Annotated in this window: 20 protein-coding genes, 1 pseudogene and 1 riboswitch; of the genes and pseudogenes, 1 reads left to right on the plus strand and 20 read right to left on the minus strand. The window is 37.4% G+C overall.

The genetic code is table 11. The features are described from left to right. Positions 1–232: 232 nt before the first annotated feature. Both K3T81_RS10825 and K3T81_RS10830 read right to left on the minus strand, forming a co-directional pair. Positions 233–1636, minus strand: coding sequence for a bifunctional metallophosphatase/5'-nucleotidase (locus K3T81_RS10825; RefSeq protein WP_238020024.1), 1404 nt, complete (start codon positions 1634–1636; stop codon positions 233–235). Between the two features lie 12 nt (positions 1637–1648). Continuing rightward, positions 1649–2464, minus strand: coding sequence for a sulfite exporter TauE/SafE family protein (locus K3T81_RS10830; RefSeq protein WP_238020026.1), 816 nt, complete (start codon positions 2462–2464; stop codon positions 1649–1651). A gap of 411 nt (positions 2465–2875) precedes the next feature. Here K3T81_RS10830 and K3T81_RS10835 point away from each other — a divergent pair, with 411 nt between their 5' ends. Next, positions 2876–4195: a TrkH family potassium uptake protein gene (locus tag K3T81_RS10835; protein ID WP_238020028.1), complete on the plus strand. Its 1320-nt coding sequence runs from the start codon at positions 2876–2878 to the stop codon at positions 4193–4195. A 78-nt stretch (positions 4196–4273) separates the two neighbouring features. Here K3T81_RS10835 and K3T81_RS10840 read toward each other — a convergent pair. The 18 genes and pseudogenes from K3T81_RS10840 to K3T81_RS10925 form a co-directional block, all read right to left on the minus strand. Then, positions 4274–5600: pseudogene (locus K3T81_RS10840) on the minus strand (IS3 family transposase). Between the two features lie 800 nt (positions 5601–6400). Next, positions 6401–6862 (minus strand): YfmQ family protein, encoded by a 462-nt coding sequence (locus K3T81_RS10845; RefSeq protein WP_238020030.1) that lies wholly within the window; start codon positions 6860–6862, stop codon positions 6401–6403. A 239-nt stretch (positions 6863–7101) separates the two neighbouring features. Next, entirely contained in the window at positions 7102–7299 is a 198-nt protein-coding gene (locus K3T81_RS10850; RefSeq protein WP_238020032.1) for a hypothetical protein, read from the minus strand. Positions 7300–7950: 651 nt separating this feature from the next. Beyond that, positions 7951–9390 carry a MocR-like pyridoxine biosynthesis transcription factor PdxR gene (gene pdxR, locus K3T81_RS10855; protein ID WP_238020034.1) on the minus strand — a complete coding sequence of 480 codons (1440 nt, stop codon included), beginning with the start codon at positions 9388–9390 and terminating at the stop codon, positions 7951–7953. 952 nt (positions 9391–10342) lie between these two features. Next, a complete protein-coding gene (gene sufB / locus K3T81_RS10860; RefSeq protein ID WP_238020041.1) occupies positions 10343–11740 on the minus strand; it encodes a Fe-S cluster assembly protein SufB in 1398 nt (465 codons plus the stop codon). A 46-nt stretch (positions 11741–11786) separates the two neighbouring features. Next, positions 11787–12221 carry a Fe-S cluster assembly sulfur transfer protein SufU gene (gene sufU, locus K3T81_RS10865; protein ID WP_106897259.1) on the minus strand — a complete coding sequence of 145 codons (435 nt, stop codon included), beginning with the start codon at positions 12219–12221 and terminating at the stop codon, positions 11787–11789. Beyond that, positions 12211–13431, minus strand: coding sequence for a cysteine desulfurase (locus tag K3T81_RS10870; protein WP_238020043.1), 1221 nt, complete (start codon positions 13429–13431; stop codon positions 12211–12213). The genes sufU and K3T81_RS10870 overlap by 11 nt, the downstream gene beginning before the upstream one ends. Further along, positions 13431–14738 (minus strand): Fe-S cluster assembly protein SufD, encoded by a 1308-nt coding sequence (gene sufD / locus K3T81_RS10875; protein WP_238020045.1) that lies wholly within the window; start codon positions 14736–14738, stop codon positions 13431–13433. Before sufD ends, K3T81_RS10870 begins: the two co-directional genes overlap by 1 nt. A gap of 17 nt (positions 14739–14755) precedes the next feature. Then, the gene (gene sufC, locus K3T81_RS10880; protein ID WP_036574850.1) at positions 14756–15541 is read right to left on the minus strand and encodes a Fe-S cluster assembly ATPase SufC; all 786 of its coding nucleotides are present in this window, start codon (positions 15539–15541) and stop codon (positions 14756–14758) included. 255 nt (positions 15542–15796) lie between these two features. Then, entirely contained in the window at positions 15797–15958 is a 162-nt protein-coding gene (locus K3T81_RS10885) for a YuzK family famiily protein (protein WP_182858757.1), read from the minus strand. A 210-nt stretch (positions 15959–16168) separates the two neighbouring features. Next, complete coding sequence (locus tag K3T81_RS10890) at positions 16169–16999, minus strand: MetQ/NlpA family ABC transporter substrate-binding protein (protein WP_238020046.1); 831 nt, start codon at positions 16997–16999, stop codon at positions 16169–16171. A gap of 23 nt (positions 17000–17022) precedes the next feature. After that, positions 17023–17691, minus strand: a complete 669-nt coding sequence (locus K3T81_RS10895) for a methionine ABC transporter permease (protein ID WP_238020048.1) — start codon at positions 17689–17691, stop codon at positions 17023–17025. After that, the gene (locus tag K3T81_RS10900; RefSeq protein ID WP_238020050.1) at positions 17681–18706 is read right to left on the minus strand and encodes a methionine ABC transporter ATP-binding protein; all 1026 of its coding nucleotides are present in this window, start codon (positions 18704–18706) and stop codon (positions 17681–17683) included. Before K3T81_RS10900 ends, K3T81_RS10895 begins: the two co-directional genes overlap by 11 nt. Positions 18707–18805: 99 nt before the next feature. Then, a riboswitch (SAM riboswitch) is annotated at positions 18806–18918 on the minus strand. A 78-nt stretch (positions 18919–18996) separates the two neighbouring features. Further along, positions 18997–19311, minus strand: coding sequence for a thioredoxin family protein (locus K3T81_RS10905; protein WP_106897266.1), 315 nt, complete (start codon positions 19309–19311; stop codon positions 18997–18999). A 22-nt stretch (positions 19312–19333) separates the two neighbouring features. After that, positions 19334–19687 carry a toprim domain-containing protein gene (locus K3T81_RS10910; RefSeq protein WP_036574866.1) on the minus strand — a complete coding sequence of 118 codons (354 nt, stop codon included), beginning with the start codon at positions 19685–19687 and terminating at the stop codon, positions 19334–19336. A 134-nt stretch (positions 19688–19821) separates the two neighbouring features. Further along, complete coding sequence (gene gcvH, locus K3T81_RS10915; protein ID WP_106897267.1) at positions 19822–20208, minus strand: glycine cleavage system protein GcvH; 387 nt, start codon at positions 20206–20208, stop codon at positions 19822–19824. Between the two features lie 68 nt (positions 20209–20276). Next, the gene (locus tag K3T81_RS10920; RefSeq protein ID WP_106897268.1) at positions 20277–20639 is read right to left on the minus strand and encodes an arsenate reductase family protein; all 363 of its coding nucleotides are present in this window, start codon (positions 20637–20639) and stop codon (positions 20277–20279) included. Between the two features lie 196 nt (positions 20640–20835). Then, positions 20836–22620, minus strand: a complete 1785-nt coding sequence (locus K3T81_RS10925; RefSeq protein ID WP_238020058.1) for an acyl-CoA dehydrogenase family protein — start codon at positions 22618–22620, stop codon at positions 20836–20838. Positions 22621–22628: the final 8 nt, after the last annotated feature.

Raw genomic sequence — 22628 nt, forward strand, 5'->3', positions numbered from 1 at the left:
TTCTCAGCCGATGTCTTCTCATTCACAAGCGATCCTCTACCTCTCTCAGCTGATATCTCCTCGCTCATGAGCGATAAAACTTCATTCTCAGCCGATGTTCTCTCATTCACTGGCGATAACCTACCGCTCTCAGCCGATATGTTCTCGATCATGACCGATACTCTGCTACTCACACATTCCCCGCTCCCGGCAAATGTACTCTCGACATCAAGTAGAGAGTTTCCTCAACGTTTTAACTTTTCGAGAACTTCTCTTTTAATGTTGTGGCAAGGTGATCCCTTAGAAACTCGGGAAGAAAATAGTCCTTCACTTCAGATTTAGCTACTTCTGGCAGAAGACGACCAAATGTAAAAGTATCCGCAGTGGCTACCCTGTACGTGACATCTGATTTCAGCGCCTCTCCATCAGGAAGATTTACTTCCTTTACAAATTCCTCGCCATTATCATGAAATGCTGTCTGGACATGCAAACCAGCAAATACCATCCTGCCCAGTACTTCTCCTCGAAAGCCGAACCCTTTTAGCTTAAGTTCAGTAAAATCTTTTTTTAAGCATGCTCTAACTACTTCTGTTAATTCATTACCTGTCACCTCTACCACACAGGCATTAATGGGATGAGGACAGACTCGATGAATGTCACCGTAGCTAATATCCCCCGCAGGTAACTGATCTAGAAGTAGACCTGAATTTAGCATGGCAATATCTGCGCTTGTCCAATTTTTTATCGTTTCAGTTAATTCCTGCATAATCTTAGTATGTTTAAACCACTGCACATCAATAGACCTTTCCAAATGAACCACAGTTTCACCAAGAATGGAATCAGCCTTTTCTGTTAATAGCTGCAGTTTTTGTTCTGTTTGCAAGTCTTTAGGCTGGCGTGATATGTCTGTTGCATAGGCTTCTTTAGAGATTAATTTTCCATTGTCATGATCCCACGTTAAAATGACTTCCCCAATAAAACTGCAATGTTTTCCAGCAGCTGTAATGACGGCATTATTAATATGTTCCCCTGTTCTTAACAAATGGTGTGTATGGCCTCCAATAATTACATCAATATCTTCAAACCTACGGGCAATCTCTTGGTCCTCACTAAGCCCCAAATGGGATAACAAAATAATGATGTCTGTGGAATCTTTTAGCTCCTCAATACAAGCTTTAAGCATGTCAAAATGCGGAGATACATGCCAATCTAATAGTTCATAAAAGGCATTAAATGGAGCCGTTAGTCCAATAAATCCTGCCTTTATTCCGTTAACTGACTTGATTGTAGTAGTGGGCTTCAGCCACTTTGGCTCTTGTCCTTTGAGACTGTGTAAGTTAGCACAGACCACTTCAAATTCTGCTTCATCATAAAGATGAAATAAATCTTGATGGGACAAGGTAATCCCTTCGTTGTTTCCCATTGTCACGACGTCATAGCCGGCATCATTTAAAAGCTCAACATTTGCCTTGCCCATAAAAGCTTCGGAAATGGGATGCACGCGGTCCATATGGTCCCCAATATCTACTACCCAAGTCGAGTCGTTTTCCGTCGAACTGCTCGCTTTTGCTTCTTTTAGATAAGAAACCACTCGTGGCCATTGTTCAAAATTACTATGTAAATCATTTGTATAAAATAAATGAAGTTGTTCTTGCATTACTCATTCTCCTCACATAAGCCCTTGATAGATCATTCGGATACCAATTACAATCAGCACAATACGTAAAATCCCTTCCAGTACCTTCCCTGTTAGAAGCTGATTCACTTTTGCTCCGAGCTTGCCACCAATCCAGGCACCTGGTATAAACAAAAAGGCATATTCCCAGACGATATGGCCCAATGTAATATGGGATCCTGCCCCGATAATACTCACAAAGAAAATCATAAACATGGAAGTTGCAATTGCGATATGTGCTGGCATGCCGAATAGCAAAATCATTACAGGAACCATAATCGAGCCCCCACCTATCCCGAATAAACCGGATAAGGTACCAACTACTAGTGACACAAAAAAGGCAGTCCATATAGGGACATGATAGGTATAAACCTCTCCATTAAGTTCCATCCGTCGGCTCTGTTTACCTTGCAATGTCTTCGGCTGGCTCGGATCCCTTTTTAGGAGGAACAGCATAGAGACAACAATTATTAATAAACCAAAGTAAAGTAAAAAGTTGTCTGTTTCTATATACTGATTCAACCATGAACCAATCATACCTCCGGGAACACTTCCCACTAAAAATAATAGACCCGTCTTATAATCTACCCTTCCACTCTTTAAATAAGCAATTGTGGAAGATAATGCTGTAAAGACCATTGCAATTAAGGAAATACCCACAACTGACTGGGGGGTCACCCAGGAAAATGCCTCGGAAATCTGTGCTAAAAATAGGAGACTCGGTATTAGTACTACGCCTCCCCCTAATCCCATTAACGCACCGATAAAAGCTGTAATAATCCCAATTAAGATGCAAAGTAAAAATACCATTTATAATCACTACTATCTCTTATATTATCCTTTAATACTAGCACGAAAAGAAGGGTTTTCCCAATGAGGAAGCCTGTAAATAATCTTACTTAAATAGTGTACTGACAGTTTTAAACCGTTTAAACCAGTAGTTAAAATGTTATTGACTTTGTAACAAAATAGGAGTAATTTAAGCTTAATTTCATACACACCTTTTATCGATAATGATTTCACTTGAGTATTTACTGTTTTTCAGTTGCAATGCAAATGAGAAGCTTTACTTCCAACTGCAAATTCTTTCTTAGATATTTTTATTTCTTGAGAAGACGACAAATTAGAACAGAGTTTAACTGTTACATTTTCTCTATGAGTCTCGTTATTTAGCAATACGTATTGGAATGTTATTAAGTTTGGAGAAGGTAGGAGTTTAATGTGAGATTACGTATTAAATGTACACCCCCTCAACTTTTACTTATTGTATTTGTTATTTCCATAATTTTAGGTAGTATATTGCTTAAGTTACCATTTGCCACAGTAGGATCAATTAGCTGGATCAATGCATTTTTCACTTCTACTTCAGCTATGACTGTTACTGGCTTAGCTGTAGTAGATACGGGGCAATCGTTTACCTTGTTTGGCCAACTGATTATTTTAATTTTAATCCAACTCGGCGGTCTTGGAATCATGTCGTTTGCTGTGTTAATCGCTATGATTCTAGGAAAGAAAATAGGTATAAAGAAAAGGCTAGTGGTACAGCAATCACTCAACCAGAACTCATTTGGAGGAATCATCAGACTCATAAAGTATTTATTTATTTTTTCAATTACAATTGAATTAATGGGTGCTATATTATTATCTTTTACCTGGGTTCCAGACTTTGGCTTGTTAAAGGGAATTTATTACAGCTTATTTCATTCTATATCAGCTTTTAATAATGCAGGGTTTGCACTATGGCAGGATAGCCTGATGAACTATGTTGGAAATCCAATCATAAATATTGCCATAACCTCTTTATTTATTCTTGGTGGGATAGGCTTTACTGTCTTAGTCGATATTTGGAAAACGAAGCGTTTTAAAAAACTAGCCCTACATACAAAACTAATGATCGTTGGGACACTTCTTGTAAATGTAGCTGCCATGTTTATTGTATTTTTACTTGAGTATACAAACCCAGATACATTGGGTAGTCTCACAACTTTAAGTGATAAATTATGGGCATCTTACTTTCAAGGGGTCACACCACGTACTGCTGGCTTTAATTCATTAGATACTGCTAGCTTAAGAGAGCCAACGATATTCTTTATTATTCTTTTAATGTTTATTGGAGCTGGAAGTGCTTCCACAGCGGGGGGAATAAAACTAACTTCCTTTATTGTTATCTTATTTTCTGTTATCTCTTTTCTAAAAGGAAAAGAAGAGTTAGTGATTAGTAAAAGAGCTATTAAACAATCCATTATACTGCGTGCACTTGCGATTACCTTCTTGGGCATGTTGTTTTTGGTCGTAGGTGTCTTTATTTTATCTATAACAGAAAATAGTCCCTTTATAGCCATTTTATTCGAGGTGACTTCTGCATTTGGCACAGTTGGACTTTCCATGGGGTTGACTGGATCATTAACAATTCCAGGAAAAATTGTTATTATCCTTGTTATGTTCCTTGGAAAAATTGGCCCATTGACGTTAGCCTTTTCAATTGCGAAGCCAGCTAGAACGAAAATAAAGTACCCGGGTGAAGAGATTATTACAGGGTAAACCTTTATAGGCAGATATTAAAAAAACCCTGACGCTATAATTAAAGTGTACCCTTTGTAAAGGACATTTTAAAAAAGCCTAAGCTGCTTCTAAAAGATGATCTCTGTATTGAACAGGGGTCATCTTTTTTCGATTCCATTGATATCTATGGTGGTTATAGTAAGTTATGTATTGCTTGATTTCCTTTTGTACTTCCTCTAGTGTCAGAATTTAATAGAGGTTTCGTCTTTCAGGTGTCCAAAGAAAGATTCAATGGGGGCGTTATCCCAACAGTTGCCCCTTCGGGACATTGATTGCCTGATTCCAAGTTTTTTAACCATTTTCTGAAATTGAGGATGGGTATAGTGAACCCCTTGATCCGAATGGATGAGTGAATCTTTATGTTTTTTAAACCTTTTGTTTTTCTTTAGTTTTTTGATGGTATCTGTGGCCAATTCAATAGTAATTCTGTCAGACACATGGTAAGCAAGAGCTTCACCGCTGGAGCCATCCAATATCATAGATAAATAAGCTCTGGAACTTTTTCCATAGTTCAAATAGGTGATGTCTGTTAACAGTACTTTCCCGGGTTTACCCTGATTGAATTGGCGCTCCAGGAGGTTAGGGACTACTGAATGTTCCTGGGTGGCCTTCATAAGACGCCTATATGGATTCGCCCTCCGGAAGGGGCAAACGATGTTATACTTCTTCATAATTCTTCGAATTCTTTTCAAGTTAAAGACAATCTTAAATTGACCCGCCAAAGTCATTTTGATTTGACGCGCCCCTTTCTTGCGATTCTTATGACGGAATGCTTTCAAGATGATTTCTTTCAGTTCTTCATCCCTTGCTTCTCTTTGTTTTCTACGCTCTTGAGACTCGGGAGAGTAGTATTTATAATAGGCACTTCTGGAAACTCCAGCGACCCCACAAAGGTATCTCACCATTTTTTTGAGCTTATATTTCTCTATTACGGAACGAATGAGAATGAACTTTTGACTTGGGGAGAGGACTACTTCTTTAGCCCCCTTTCCGAGAAGCGAATCTTTTTTAGCAGTTCATTTTCCGCCTTAAGCAGGTTGATTTGAGCTTCTAGTCGAGCATTCTTATCCCCAAGGGATAACTCCCGTTCTCTAGGTCTCCCGGAACTGCCCTTCCTTGTGTCACTGAGCCCTAAAACTCCGTTCGTTTTATACGCGGCATTCCATCTCTTACTAGCAGCATGAATGCGTGTCATACCAATTATATTTGTATCAAATCCAGCCTCTTCAAAGATCTGTCTAGAGAATTTGCTTTTCTCCTTCTCAGCGATAAATAGGCGTTTAAATTCATCTGTGTAGGTAATTCCCTTAGCACTTACAGCTTTCACAAAAGGATTAATCGATAATTGTTTGATTTCTTTCTCTGTGAATGTTTTTTTAGTCATGATATTTTCCCCGATTTCTACTAGTTGTCTATTTGTTATTATACAAAAAAATACCCTATAGGTAGACTTTTTTTAAGTGTCTACTCTATAGGGTACATTTTAAATTAGCACCGGGGTTTTTTTAGAATTTCATCTTATTTCGAACCTATTCCAAATCTTTATGTTAATTGCTTTTTTAATAACAGTTTTCAAACGTAATTATACCTTTTCAATCTGTTGGGGGACAAGCACCCTTCGATTATAAAAGAAATGACAACTGAATTTTAAGTAAATGTGTCAATAAATGTTTTTGCTAGTTTTTAGTCACACGTTAGTCTCATAAATGTCACAGCATTAAACACTAAAAGCAACAGGATGAACTAATACTTCGTTAGCTTTTAGCTCAGTTAAATTAAAATTTGTTTTTGAAAATCCTCTTCGGGAGTTGTTATCATAGCTTGAATTTTTATTTAAATACCTCCTTCCTTTAAGAGAAAATTCATTCTGATCAAACTTTAAATTAAACCAAGACAAAGACCTGAAAAGTCAACTAGTTGAGCCTCAAGAATATTCGGTTTAATTTATCATTAAGTGTAAAAACAACAAAATTTATTACACGTTTGACACCGGCCCAGCATCTTCATTTTATATTTCATGAAACCGAGCCTATTTTTAGACGACTAAAGACCATCTAGAAATAAATATTAAATATATTTATTTCTAATGCTAGTGCAGAATGTGATAAATTATGTATTAGCATTATTTAAGGATATTAATATACTGTTCAATAAATAGTAAGTGCTTTAAACTAATGTGCAAATTCAAATAGAGGAAGCTGCCTGTTCATTTATACTTTTTGAACTAGTTAATTTTTGAAGATACTCAGATCTAAGACTATAAGAAGTAACTTTCTTCTTCCATTGCTTGACTACATCAACTTGGTCATCATAACAATAAACATATAAATTCATTTCTCTTTTTCTAATTTTTACATTAATGATAAATGGAATTACATTTGTCTCTGGATGCAGAAACAATTCTTCATTCCCAGGGAATATATGGTTACTCTTCAAAAAATGGGCTTCATTAAAATAGTCAGTAAACCTATTTTTTTCTTCTTCTTGTAAGTGTTTCCCGTTGATTGCTACTGTAATATCATTTGATTCAAGTTTTGGATGAAGCTCAAATTTACTTAATAACCATCCCACAAGTGCACTTGGAGGGCTCGTTAAAAGTTTTAAAATTATACCACCCACTATAACAAGAACAGTTGTCCATGTCATTTCTTATCAACTCCTTTAGAAAAACCAAATCTAATTTAAGATTTAAATATAGGTACAAGTTAACTTATAACCTATATCTCATATTATTCCGGGTGCAAGCCCGTTATTGAGCAACTCGTCATAAACATATTCAAAGAATACTAGACCTTTACTTAGTTCATTATCATTTGATACTACTTTAGCACTTCTTTATAGAAAAATTCATGCTAACAATACTCCGACTCATTTCTAAATTAATTTTAAGAAGTATAATTAAATACAAATATAGCCAATGCAATTAGGGATGCCAAAATAGTTACGACATAAATTAATGTAAGTCTTTTTACGTTCTTTTTCGATTTACTATCATAGTCGGAGTCACTTTTCCCAATTTGTAATATTGTTAAAACGAGACCTATTAGCGTAGTAATAACTACTAATGTTATAGCTAGTTTCAATAAAAACACCTCTTGACTTCTTATTAACTATCAACTCACATAATCCAGTATTTTGCCTACATTATCTAAAAAAACAAGGATAAAAGTAGACCCATCCATTTAACGAATAAAACAGCGCACCCATTTTTTAGTTTAGCTTCCCCTAGAGCGAAACACTATAATGTATGTAGAAAGCTTTCTCTGATCCTTGGTCATTAGATCCTTGAGTTAAATGGAAGAAAAGTTAAAAACCCTCCCCTCAGTCCACAAACGCAACTTATGTTAATATTTGATTGTTGATCTTCCAATTTACAGCATTTCTATAAAATTCACTTTTGACTTTCTGGATTTTATAAGCTTCCCTATTTGAATTCCCCTGTATATAATTTTACCGGATATTTTTTAAAATAGTCCATCCAAATTAGTAATAATTATCCCATCCAATTATTTAACATAAACATTAATCGGGGAATACTAGGCCCAATTTAATTACATAGTTTACTGGTTTAACATTTCCGTTTTGATTTTAATAAACTACGGATTTATTACCTCATTATGTTAACCTGTATTATTTAACTCATTCTTTACAAGTTTATCCATCCATCAAATATAAAAATAACAATTGGATGGACTTCAAAAGTCATCCTTAAAATTATTCTTATTAAGATTCCATTACTGCCTATCAAAACTTTGCAGTGCACGAACAAACCTACAAACGCCTTCTTTTATTGATTGTTTATCCCCTCTGCCATATGTAAATCTTACGAACCCCATCTTTGAACCCATTATATTTCCTGGAACGAATGCTACTCCATTTTTCATTGATTCCTCAAGTAATTTATACTCATCTATTTCTTGTTTAATCTTGCACCATAAATGAATGCCCCCTTGTGGGATGAAAAAATTCGTTTCATTTTTTGCTAAAATTTCTAGCGCTGATACCAACACATTTCTACGTTCTTTCAATTGTTTTCTTAAATCCAAAATATGTTGGTCAAACTGAGATGAACCTAGAAATTGACCCGCAATCCATTGAGGAAAGATACTATGTCCAAAGTCTACTTGTTGTTTTCCATCCGATAGACGTTCAATTACTTTATGTGGACCGATAACCCAACCAATACGCAACCCTGATGCGACAACTTTAGACAGCGAACTAATATACAGGACGTTCCCACTTTTATCCATAGATTTTAACGTCGGTCCGATTTCACCTTCGAATGAGGTTAAACTATAAGGGTCATCCTCTATTATAGGAAAACCATATTCTGATGATAATTCTAATATTCTCTTTCGACGTTCTAGAGACATTTTGGTTCCCGTAGGATTCTGAAAATCAGGATTCAAAAAGAGCATTCGAATCCGATGCTTTTTTTGTAGAGAAATAATATCCTCAGGATTTACACCATATTCATCAATGGGTAATAATAAAGTTCTAAGTCCAGCTGATTGAAAGACAGGTAAAGAGAACGAATAAGATGGATTTTCGATAGCTACTGTATCTCCGGGTTTTAATAAGCATTGAACAATAAGATGTATAGCTTGTTGCGCACCTGATGTTATTAGTATGGACTCTGGCCTGACGACCATTTTTTTATATGTTTCTACATGTTTACTAATTGTTTCTCGCAAACCCTCGTTGCCAAGTGGATGGTCGTACCCTAAATGTTCATGGAAAGGATTCTCCTTTAGTATAGAAGTCAATTGATCACTTGGAAGTAATTCTGGCGAAAGTTCCCCACTAGCTAAATTAATCATCTTATTTTTCTGAGTTTCATTACGAAGTTTCTGAACTAAGGGGAGATTTGGAAAGAAAGAACCATCTTCAACGTATCTCTCCCAGTTTGGAATTCGTTTGTGTGATAATCCCCATATATTCGTACTTATATAGGTTCCACTTCCTTTTTTCCTGACTACTAATCCGATAGATTGTAATTCGTCATAAGCAGTTACGATTGTACTTCGGTTGACATTTAATTTTTTGGACAACTTACGTTCAGGGGGCAAAGGATGGTCTGAAGGTAACTCCCCAGAAATAATCCCCTTCTCAATTTGTTCTGCAATTTGTTTATAAATAGGCTTCTTAATTGAACGATCGAGTGTAATCTCCATTAACTTTCATCCTTCATAAAATAATAATAAGCTACTACAGTCTTTTTAGTTTATTTCAGTTAGTTTAGCTTTTTTAAGAAAGAACTACAAGTGGTATAAGAGCCGGAAGAGCAATCTATAATGTGCCGGGAATAAATTTAATGTCCAACTAAATGCATTAACAGTAAAACTAAAAAGTATTGTGTTTATAATACCATATACAACTCTCCCACTTAAAATTGCTACAACTAGATTCAAGATTATTTTCTCTTTGTACAGTAATAGAAAATTTCTATTAATGATCATCCATATGCTATTAATTCAAACGTCATGGAAAAGACCGTTGAAAAAGTCAGTGGCATTTACCTATTAAAATAAACCCTATTAACGGTAATATTAGACCAGAGAATGCACCATAATGCCATCCGCAACATAATAAAAGTATTTGTATTGGCAATAATACCCATCCCGAATATGGGATGGGTATTATTTTTCACTGGCTGTGCAAAAAGCAACCCCTTTGCTATAAATAACTTCTCTGTATCTCACCAGCCTTTTGCTAGTAACTTGAATGCATAATCAAGTTAAGCGGATAGTCTATCTGGAAAAATAAAAATACATAGTAGTGCAGCATGAAAGTACATAATGCTCCAACGCAAAAGCTATTAATAAAATAGGCTTGCCAGCCACTAAACTTTCCTCTACTGTAATTGGTGCAAATCAGTTGAGGTTGATAAGGAATGCTGACAATGCCTGAAACCAATTCTATCAAATGTTTGCGAATTGATAAATCATTATTCAGGCTGGCAAGTTTGTGTGTTTTTTCATTACTATCTTATATACTTTACTTGCAAAATACAGAATGTTTTGATTTGTTCGTTTTCATGCACTTAACTACAATTAAAATGAAAATTCGGTACAAACTAGTATTAAAAAAACCACCACAACGATGGTTGTGGCGGGTTTATTTATATTAGCCGATTGAACCTTCCATCTCAAATTTGATTAGACGGTTCATTTCTACTGCGTATTCCATTGGTAGTTCTTTTGTAAATGGCTCGATGAAGCCCATAACAATCATCTCAGTAGCTTCTTCCTCGCTCAAGCCTCTGCTCATTAGATAGAACAGTTGCTCTTCGGAAACTTTAGAAACTTTCGCTTCATGCTCTAGTGAGATGTTATCATTATTAATTTCATTGTATGGAATTGTATCCGAAGTGGATTCGTTATCCATAATTAAGGTATCACACTCAATGTTGGAGCGCGCACCATCTGCCTTGCGTCCAAAATGTACAATACCGCGATAAGATACTTTCCCACCATGTTTGGAAATAGATTTCGATACAATCGATGATGACGTGTTTGGTGCCAGGTGATGCATTTTTGCACCAGCATCCTGGTGCTGGCCTTTACCAGCTATAGCGATGGACAACGTCATACCTCTTGCCCCTTCACCTGTTAAAAGAACTGCTGGGTATTTCATTGTCAGCTTAGAACCAATGTTTCCATCAATCCATTCCATTGTAGCATTCGCACCACAAGTAGCACGCTTCGTTACAAGGTTATAGACATTGTTTGCCCAGTTCTGAATCGTTGTATAACGGCAGTATCCATCTTTTTTGACGAAGATTTCAACTACTGCACTGTGCAAGGAGTTCGTTGTATAAACAGGCGCTGTACAACCTTCAACATAGTGCACAGAAGCCCCTTCGTCAACGATGATCAGCGTACGCTCAAATTGCCCCATATTCTCTGAATTAATTCGGAAATATGCTTGCAATGGAGTGCTTGTCTGTACACCTTTTGGTACATAAATGAAAGATCCTCCAGACCATACAGCCGAGTTCAATGCAGAGAATTTATTATCCGTGTACGGTATTACTTTTCCAAAGTACTCTTTAAAAAGATCTTCGTTTTCTTTAAGTGCTGTATCTGTATCTTTAAACACGATACCCATTTCTTCAAGATCTTCTTTAAGGCTGTGGTATACTACCTCTGATTCATACTGTGCAGAAACTCCTGCAAGGTACTTTTGTTCTGCTTCAGGAATACCTAATTTATCAAAAGTTTGCTTGATTTCTTCTGGTACCTCATCCCATGTTCTACCTTGTCTTTCTGAAGGCTTTACATAATACACAATTTCATCAAAGTTAAGTTCTGACAAATCTCCGCCCCACTGTGGCATTGGCATTTTGTAAAAATGCTCTAACGCTTTTAAGCGGTAGTCAAGCATCCACTGAGGCTCTTCTTTCATGTTGGAGATTTCTTCCACGATTTCACGGGTCAGTCCTTTTCCAGAACGGAAAACCGAAACGTCTTTGTCATGAAAGCCATATTTATACTCTTCCATTTCCGGCATTTCTTTAGCCATTTTATAACCTCCTATTAGATGTCTTTCCCATCAAAATTTTCTATTTTCACTCGTCATTTACACCTTTTTCCATTGCTTTCCATGGTAAAGTGGCACATTTAATTCTTGCTGGGAACTTTGCAACTCCCTGTAGTGCTTCCATGTCACCGAAATCTAAGTCTTCGGCATCCAAGTCTTCTCCAAGCATCATGTTGGAGAAAAGCTTGGAAAGCTTTAGTGCATCCGATATTTCTTTTCCCTTTATTGCTTGTGTCATCATGGAGGCAGAAGCCATACTGATAGAACAACCTTCCCCATCGAATTTGGCATCCTTTACAATACCATCTTCTACCTGCATCTGTAACTGAATACGATCACCACAGGTAGGGTTATTCATATCAACCGTTAGTACATCCCCTTCAATATTTCCTTTGTTACGAGGGTTTTTATAATGATCCATGATGACCTGTCTGTATAGTGTATCAAGGTTATTAGAAGACATCACCAAAATACTCCTTCGTTTTTAAAAGTCCATCGACCAAACGATCAACGTCCTCTTTTGTGTTGTATAAATAAAAGCTGGCTCTGGCGGTTGCCGTTACCTCAAGCCATCTCATTAATGGTTGCGCACAATGATGGCCAGCTCTTACAGCAATTCCTTCCGCATCAAGAACAGTCGCAGTGTCATGTGGATGTACATCATCCAAGTTGAAGGTAATTAATCCTGCTCGCTCTTCTGGACCGAATATTGTAATCCCATCCATCGTGCTAAGCTTCTCCATTGCATAACTCACTATACTTTGTTCATGTTCGGTAATATTGTCCATGCCAACTTCATTGAGAAAATCAATTGCTGCTCCAAGCCCGATTGCACCAGCAATAATCGGTGTACCACCTTCGAACTTCCAAGGGAGTTCCTTCCAAGTGGAGTCATAAAGGTTAACGAAGTCAATCATTTCTCCACCAAACTCAAATGGCTCCATGTTTTCTAGCAGGTTTTTTCTTCCGTATAATACACCGATACCAGTTGGAGCACACATCTTGTGGCCGGAAAAAGCATAGAAATCGCAGTTTAAGTCCTGTACGTCAATCTTCATATGTGGAGCACCTTGAGCGCCATCTACAACAATTATAGCATCATGCTTATGGGCAAGTTCCGCTATTTGCTTTATGGGATTAACGGTACCTAATACATTGGACACATGGCTAATTGCTACGATCTTGGTATTAGCCGTGATCGTGTTAGCTGCATCTTCCAAACTTATCGTCCCGTCCGACTGGAGTGGTATATATTTCAACGTTGCTCCAGTAGCTTTAGCTGCTTGCTGCCATGGAATAATATTACTATGATGCTCCATAGGGGTGATCACGATCTCATCACCCTCTGTTAAGTTTGCCCGTCCATAACTATATGCTACGATATTAATTGCAGTAGTCGTTCCACGTGTGAAAATGACCTGCTTCGTAGTTTCTGCGTTAATAAACTTACGTACTTTCTCTCTAGCGCCCTCGTACTTATCAGTAGCCCGTGTACCCAGTGTATGAACACCACGATGGACATTAGAATTATCTTGCCTATAATACGTATCTAATGCTTCTATCACACTTTTGGGTTTTTGAGAGGTTGCAGAAGAATCCAAGTAAACTAATGGGTGGCCATTCACTTCCTGATCTAAAATCGGGAATTCCTGCCTAATGGCATGTAGATCCATTAGTATACCTTCCTTTCAATAACCTCAGTCAATTGATTTTTAACGGATTCAATTGGCAACTGGTTTACAACAGGGGCTAAGAATCCATGAATAACAAGACGCTCTGCTTCAGCCTGGGTAATACCACGGCTCATAAGATAATACAATTGTAATGGATCAACACGACCAACAGATGCAGCATGACCTGCTGTTACATCATCTTCATCAATTAGCAATATTGGATTGGCATCTCCACGAGCTTTTTCACTTAACATTAAAACGCGAGACTCTTGCTCAGCATTCGATTTAGAAGCACCGTGTTCAATTTTTCCAATTCCGTTAAAGATGGAAGTAGCACTATCCTTCATAACACCATGCTGTAGGATATAGCCTTCTGAGTTTTTACCGAAATGCACAATCTTCGCTGTGAAATTCTGTGTTTGTTTTCCACGTCCAACAGAAACGGTTTTCGCATTGGATAGTGAATTATCTCCAACAAGGTGCGTGATGTTTTCAGACACTGTATTTCCTTCATTCATCTGGCCAAGGGCCCAATCAATCGTTGCGTCACGGTAAGCAACACCACGACGGTTGTTATATACAGTAGTGCCTGCTGCAAAGTTGTCTACTGCTCCAAAAGAGATCTTCGCATTATTTTGAGCAATAACCTCTGTTACAACATTTGCTAGTGTTTCTTCTGTTTCATTATAAGAAATGTAGTTTTCTACATAAGTAAGTGAACTGTTCTCATCGGCAACAACCAGCACATGATTAAACAATGCTGCTTCTGGATCCTCTTGCCAGAAGATAACTTGTAGTGGTACTTTAACTTCTACGTTTTTAGGAACATAAACGAAAATCCCACCATTCATTAATGCAGCATGTAGTGCTGTTAAACGATGCTCATCAACCGAAACAGCGTCCTTCATGTAATACCTTCTTACAAGATCTTCATGTTCTTGAAGAGCTGTAAAAATATCTGTAAAGATGACGCCCTGTTCCTTTAATTCTTCACTAAGTGTTGCATAAGCAACCGAGTGATTTCGCTGTATTAAAAGATTCTCCGGAATATTCTCTTCATCTAAGAAGCCTTCTAATGCTTCAGGCAATTCTTTTAATGATGCGATTTTTTCACCTTCTGCTAAGTGCTTGAAACGACTGAAATTCCATTTACCGATTTTTGTTTTATCAGGTTTTGGCAATTCAAGCGTCTCAATTTGCTCTAAAGCTTGAAGACGTAGAGAATTCATCCATACCGGTTCATTGTTATCATTGGAAAACTGATTAATATATTCTTTGTCATATGGCAGCTTTGTTTCAACAGACATAGTATCCCTCCTAACTATTACGCGTTTTGCCCAACTGTTTCGTCTTCGATACCAAGTTCTTCTTTAATCCACTCGTAACCTTCTGCTTCTAAGCGTTGCGCTAGTTCAGGTCCACCGGATTTAACAACACGGCCTTGCATCATAACGTGTACATGGTCTGGTGTAATGTAGTTCAACAAGCGTTGGTAATGCGTAATAATCAGGCAACCAAAGTTTTCATCACGAAGCTTGTTAATTCCTTTGGATACAATCTTAAGTGCATCAATATCTAGACCTGAGTCAATTTCATCCAAAATAGCAATCTCTGGTTTTAATAGCATTAATTGAAGGATTTCGTTACGCTTTTTCTCTCCACCTGAGAATCCTTCATTTAAATAACGCTGTGCCATGTTTTTATCGATTTCCAGATAATCAAGGGCACTATCCATTTCTTTAATAAATTTCATTAAAGAAACCTCGTCTCCTTCTTCACGACGTGCGTTCATAGAAGAGCGAAGGAAATCTGAAGTTGTTACACCACTAATTTCACTTGGGTACTGCATTGCAAGGAAAAGACCTGCACGTGCACGTTCATCAACTTCCATTTCTAATACATCTTCACCATCAAGCAAGATGCTTCCTTCTGTCACTTCATACTTAGGATGTCCCATAACAGCTGATGCCAATGTCGATTTACCTGTTCCATTTGGTCCCATCACTGCGTGGAATTCTCCACCTTTTATAGTAAGGTCAACACCCTTTAATATCTCTTTGCCTTCAATTGATACATGAAGATTCTTGATTTCTAACGTAGATCCAGCCATAACGATACCTCCAACTACTATTTTTTTCTTATTTTCAAACGGATTCAATATCCATTCTCAATTTATTCTCATTACAATCTTAAAGCATTTCAAATTTATTATCAACTTTTTTAGGCTATCCAGTTCATAACATTTCCCACTCATTTTAATACACAAAAATGGCTAATTGCAAGTATACTTGGAATAACGTCAAATCATTGGAGATTATGCATCCTCACAAAAATAGACCCTCATTTTCATGAGGGTCTAATCAAATTACATTTTATCCAAATTATTTATGAGCGCTTTACTTTTTTCATATTCCTTTTGACGGCTTTTCTCCACTTCTAGACGAGTTTCCAGTTTTCTCTCATACTCAGCGTAAGGCACTTTATGTGCTTGTTGCATGCCCTTTTCCATTTCTGGTGTATAGTTCATGCTTATTCCACTATTAATAGTGAACCATCCTTTCGTTTTGTGTACATGAATAAATGTATCACAATACGGTACCCTGAACAATTCAGTTATAAACCCCTTTTGAGCGTTTTACTTCTATATTTGTTCATTTGAGAAATTCTACAATGACCTTCCAAAAGTTCTTTTAGATAACTGCTGTTTTCACGCGCATCCTCAAGATTTGCAATTTTTTTATTCTTTTCCGCCAACTGGGACAACGGCACCTTCATATTCTTCCAATATAAAGTTCTGAATTTCTTCTGAATGAAGAACGTCTACAAGCTTGTTTAATGCTTCATCATCCTTGTCCTCTTCCCTTACCGCAATGACATTTACATAAGGAGATTCTTCACCTTCCACAAAAAGCGAATCTTCAATTGGATTTAGGCCCGCTTGAATAGCAAAGTTTGTGTTGATGACAACAAGTACATTTTCCTCAGAATTATAATATTCTGGAAGTAACTCTGCATTATAATCTGGTGAGAATTCAAGCTCCTTAGGATTCTCCACAATATCATCTACTGTTGCCGTTTCTTTGTCCACATTTTCATCAAGGGTAATTAATCCTTTTGCTTCAAACAAGGAAAGAATTCGTCCATGGTCAGGTACGGAATTACTCATTATAACTTCAGTGCCTTCCGGGATATCATCTACACTCGGAATATCTTTGGAATAAACACCAATTGGTTCGATATGAATACCACCAATTTCTGTTAATTCATATCCAGTATCAGCAATGGTTTGCTCAAGGTATGGAATATGTTGAAAGTAATTTGCATCAATTTCGCCATTTGCTAAATCATCGTTTGGAAGAACATAGTCCTCGTATGGTTCTACCTCTAATGTAATGCCTTCCTCTTCAAGTAGTGGCTTTGCTTCTTCCAAGATCTCAGCATGCGGAATACTAGAAGCACCTACCTTAATTGTATTGTTATCACCTTCTGATGAAGACTCATCCCCTCCGCCACAAGCGGCTAACGCAAGAACAGCCAATAATGATACTAGGATTAGAATTTTTTTCATTTTAGATAACTCCCTCTTCTTTTTTATCGTTTATCTAGTTTAGTTGCTATAATATCTCCAATAAATTGGAAGATAAATACAATGATCACAATGAGTACGGTACAAAGGAACACGATATCAAAGTCCCGGCGCATAAAGCCCGAATAGTATGCGTAGCTCCCCAAACCGCCAGCTCCAATTGCTCCAGCCATCGCTGTATAACCAATAAGCGCAATAGCTGTTACTGTAATACCGGATATTAATGCCGGCATTGATTCTGGAAGTAGCACTTTAAATATAATCGTTCTAGTTTTTGCCCCCATTGCCTTTGCTGCTTCCACGACGCCTCGATCCACTTCGCGGAGGGCGATTTCTACTAGTCTTCCATAAAATGGTGCAGATCCAATGATAAGTGCGGGTAATGCGGCCTCTGGACCACGTATTGTCCCAATTAGGAAATTAGTGAACGGGAATAACAAGAAAATTAAAATGATAAAAGGAATGGCACGAAAAACGTTCACCACTGCTGATACAACAAAATGGAAGCTTTTATTCTTCCAAATACCATCTTTAGAAGTCAGAAAGAGAAGTAAACCGAGTATAATTCCAAGTATGAACGTTCCTATTAAAGCAGTAATCGTCATATAGAAAGTTTCTTTTGTTGCTTCAATCAAATCTTCTATTTTAATGCTCTGGAATAAATCATTTAGCATCTTGAATCACCTCCATTTCCACAGAGGATTTTTCTTTAATAAATCGAACCGCTTCATCCAATTCATTCCCTGCAATTTGTACAATTAGGGTACCGTACGCACCTGCTTGTGTCTGGGTAATTTTACCTTGCAGAATATTGATCTCCACTTCATAATTCTTAGCAAGTTGGCTAATAAGCGCCTGATTGGTTGTTTCACCAATGAAATGAAGCCGGATAATTTCACCTTCTGTGTATACCTCTGTAAGGCCATGAATATTTTCATCTTCCTCACCGTTGCCCATTACCTGTTCCACAAACTTCTTGGTTACATGCTGACGAGGATGGAGAAAGACATCCATAACTTCGCCCTGTTCCACTACTTTTCCACTCTCCATGACGGCAACATGATTACATATTTTACGAATTACATGCATTTCATGGGTTATTAATATAATTGTTAAACCAAACTGCTTATTAATATCCACCAGTAGGTCCAAAATGGAGTTCGTTGTTTCCGGGTCTAGTGCAGATGTTGCCTCATCACATAGCAATACTTTGGGATTGTTGGCAAGAGCTCTCGCTATCCCAACACGTTGCTTCTGTCCACCACTTAATTGGGAAGGATATGCTTTCTCTTTCCCTGATAGCCCAACAAGATCGATGAGCTCTTGGACACGCTTTTGCTTGTCCATTTTTGCCACGCCAGCAATTTCCAATGGGAATGCAATGTTATCCTCGACTGTTCTTGACCAGAGCAGATTAAAATGCTGAAAAATCATGCCGATATCCTGTCTTGCGATTCTTAGTTGTCGCGCAGTCATGGCGGTAATATCTTCATTGTTAATCTTAATGCTACCGCCCGTGGGCTCTTCAAGTCTATTGAGCAAACGGACAAATGTACTTTTTCCAGCACCGCTGTAGCCAATCACACCAAATATATCGCCATCATTTATGTTTAAATCTAAATTTTCTACTGCAGTTACGCTGCTTTTGTTTGAAGTAAATACCTTACTCAAACCTTCAATTGATATCACGTTAATCCTCCTTAGTAAACCTCGGCAATAGTATGCCCAAATAGCACAAAAAGCGCCATTCTGAAAGAACAGAATGACGTAGTAAGTCGTCTTCACGTTCTCTCATCTGTCAAAGTTTTCACTTTGCAGGAATTGGCACCTTTCAACTATTAAAATAGTTGAAGGTTGCCGCGGTTTCACAGGGCCAGTCCCTCCACCGCTCAAGATAAGAGTCTATTTTTTTATCCACTTAAATTCGATAAGATTTATACTATCATGCTGCTTTTACTGTGTCAATAAATAATTTAAGATTAATTTTTTACAAAAAGTTCTGGTTTATACTCCATCAAATAGCCGTAAATGTTAGGAATGGATTGAAAGGCATAAACCTTCTCCTTTATCTGATTATCTTTCATAATGAAAAGACAAGGTACGCTTTCCACCTGATTCTCGATCATAAACTCTGGATAAAGGGATGCATTCATCTCATAGAAAATGGTTTCCTTGTGCACTTGCTCAATTTTTTCCAGCATGGTTCTTGCAAGTGCACAGGTACCACAAAAGGGAGTATAGATATAAAGCAAATAATCGCCATCATTTAGTTGTTTCTTTGTTATTTCTTGCAAAAAATCACCTAACCAATCTGCCTCATAATAAAAATAGAGGGTTAACCGCTATCCGTTTACTTACCAGCGCTGTTGCAAGCGCTTGTTCAGGTGTTGTCGCGACCTCCCGATATTCACTGCTGACATATATATGTTCTGCATGTGGGAGCTCTCTCGCCAACTGTTTACGTAACTTTATGCCTGAATAGTCTTCGTCCACTAAAATATACACGTCCTTATAGTCAAGCTCATAAGTCTCAAGTAATTCATCTAGACGTTCCACTCCAAGTGTTCCATTGGTACAAACAATTGTTACTTCATCTGTAATAACCTTTTTAACTTGTCGTTTATCTGTTAAACCCTCTACAATGATTATTTTCTCATTTTCATGTGACATGGTTACATAGCTCTCCTCGAAAATCAAGCAAAATGTTTTTTCTAATATTATTTCCTAATAAGAGTATATGAAGAAAAGAAGGCTAACTATACAACTTTTATAAAGATGCACGGTTAGCCTCCCTTTTTTATTCTTTATTCTTCATCGTTAAGCACTGCCTCATATGCCTCAGCGTTCAGAAGTTCATCTAATTGCGCTTGTTCAGATGGCTCTATTACTACCATCCAAGCTTTTTCATATGGGGATTCATTAACGAATTCAGGGCTGTCTTCTAAATCTGCATTCACTTCTACTACTTTACCACTAACTGGAGCATATAATTCAGAAACTGTTTTTACAGATTCTACACTACCGAATGGTTCATTAAGTTCCAATTCATCTCCAACTTCTGGAAGCTCAACAAATACGATATCTCCCAGTTCATCCTGAGCAAAATCAGTAATTCCAATACGTAGTTTGCCGTCTTCCTTTTTAACCCACTCATGCTCTTTAGAATATAATAAGTCCTTTGGTATGCTCATTGTCATCCCTCCATTATGTAATCAATCTAACTATAACCCAATTTGCCCGTATTTTTCTAGTCATAAATTTAGTCAGATTGCCAAGTCTCGTTATAAACTTCTTCCTTGAAACCGACTGTCACCTTTTGACCGTCTGTAGCAATCGGGCGTTTTATAAGCATCCCATCTGTTGCTAGAATAGCTGCCATTTCCTCGTCGGATGCATTCGCTATTTTCTCTTTAATATTTCCTTCTCGGTATTTTTTACCACTCGTATTAAAAAATTTCTTTGCTGGCAGTCCACTCTTCTTAATTAGTTCAAGAATTGTTTGCTCAGTCGGTGTATTTTCCACAATATGAACAGCATGGAAATCAACCTGATTTTCTTCCAACCACTTTTTGGCCTTCTTGCAAGTACCACAATTTGGGTACCAATAAAACGTAAGTGCCATTAACTTAACCACCCTACTCGTTATTTTGCTTCTATTATAGCAAATATGTAAGAGACATGACGAGTTGAATGGTAGTTATAAGCAAATGGCACATTAATCCATAAAAAGACGAGTCTCTTTAGAAGCAAAAAGCCAAATGATCATTCGAATATTTTCGTGAAAATTCGAATGCATTTGACTTTAAGCGCATTTATAATTAAACGATATACTTCTCTTCCTCAATTATTTGCTCTGCAATTTCTCTTTTCTTAGCTACAACGTTTGTTGGTGTGTGACGTGTAAGCTTTCTTAATGAAGAAAGCATCATTCTTAGCGTGTCTCCTTCTTCAACAGCGATTAATGTTTCTTTCGCGTCAGCTTCAATACGATTAAATGCCTCTTGAACATAAACCTGTGTATATTGCAATTTTAAATTATTATTTTCTAATCCAGTTTTATTTATCGCCTTTTCGGTTCTCAAGATGGCCGCTTCCATGTTGTATACTTCTGCTGTCATATCTGCAAGGTTAACGAGAATTTCTTGTTCCTTTTCAAGCTTTTTCATATATTTCTGTGCGGCAAGTCCTGCGCCAAGTAATACCATTTTTTTCGCATTTCTTAGTAAATATTTTTCTTGAGCTAATGTTTCATCGCCTACTTCTTCCGGCATCATCATCATGAGTTCTTCCTGAAGACTTTGTGCCTTTTGCAATAATGGTAGCTCACCTTTCATAGCTTTTTTCAATAATGTCCCTGGAACAAGAAGACGATTTATTTCATTTGTCCCTTCGAAAATTCTGTTTATTCGGGAATCGCGGTAGATACGTTCCACTTCATATTCCTGCATAAACCCATATCCGCCATGTAGTTGAACAGCTTCATCAGCAGTGAAATCTAATAATTCGGTACACATGTATTTATTCATGGAACATTCAATTTGGTATTCCGCAATAGCTCGCGCTACCTCCCTACCGTCTTTTAACTGTTCCTCGGTTAAGGAGCCCATTCGTTGTTCAAACAGTCCAACGGTACGATAAACTGCACTCTCATTGGCATAAATTTCAGCGGCCATTGTTCCAAGCTTTTCCTTTGTTAAAGAGAAACTTGATATCGGTGTCTCGAATTGCTTTCTCTGATTCGTATATTTAACAGCTAGCTCAAGCGCTCGTTTTGAGCCGCCGACCCCGCCTATAGCCAGCTTATACCTACCAACATTTAAAATATTGAATGCAATGACATGCCCTCGGCCCTTTTCACCAAGTAGGTTTTCTACTGGAACTTCAGCATCCTCCAGGACCAGTGTACGAGTAGAGGAACTTTTGATTCCCATCTTTTTCTCTTCTGGACCTGTAGAAACTCCTTGATACTCTCTTTCTACAATAAAAGCAGAAAAATGCTCGCCATCAATTTTTGCATATACAACAAACACGTCTGCAAAAGCAGAGTTCGTGATCCATTGTTTCTCACCATTCAGTATATAATGCGTACCTGCTTCGTTTAATTTTGCAGTAGTCTTGGCACCTAATGCATCAGATCCTGAACTTGGTTCTGTTAGGGCATATGCTGCTAGTAACTCGCCAGTAGCAAGTTTTGGAAGATACTTTTCTTTTTGTTCTTCATTTCCGAAGAAAACAATTGGCAATGAGCCAATTCCTACATGTGCACCGTGTGTAACAGAGAACCCGCCTGCTCTGGAAAATTTCTCTGTAATTAACGAAGAACTGATTTTATCAAGAGCAAGACCTCCATATGCTTCAGGTACATCGGCACCTAATAACCCAAGTTCTCCTGCTTTTTTTAAAAGTTCAACAGAGTATTCAAACTCGTGATTTTCCAAGTTTTCCACTTTAGGAAGTACTTCCCCTATTACAAAATCCTCGGTCGTCTTCGCTATCATTTTATGTTCATCAGTAAAATCTTCGGGAGTGATCACATCATCTGCTGTCAAATCTTCTACTAAAAATGCCCCACCTTTAAACAACTTAGCCTTTGTTTCACTCATCATCCATT

This window comes from Oceanobacillus jordanicus, assembly GCF_022095695.1.
Lineage (GTDB): Bacteria > Bacillota > Bacilli > Bacillales > Amphibacillaceae > Oceanobacillus_B > Oceanobacillus_B jordanicus.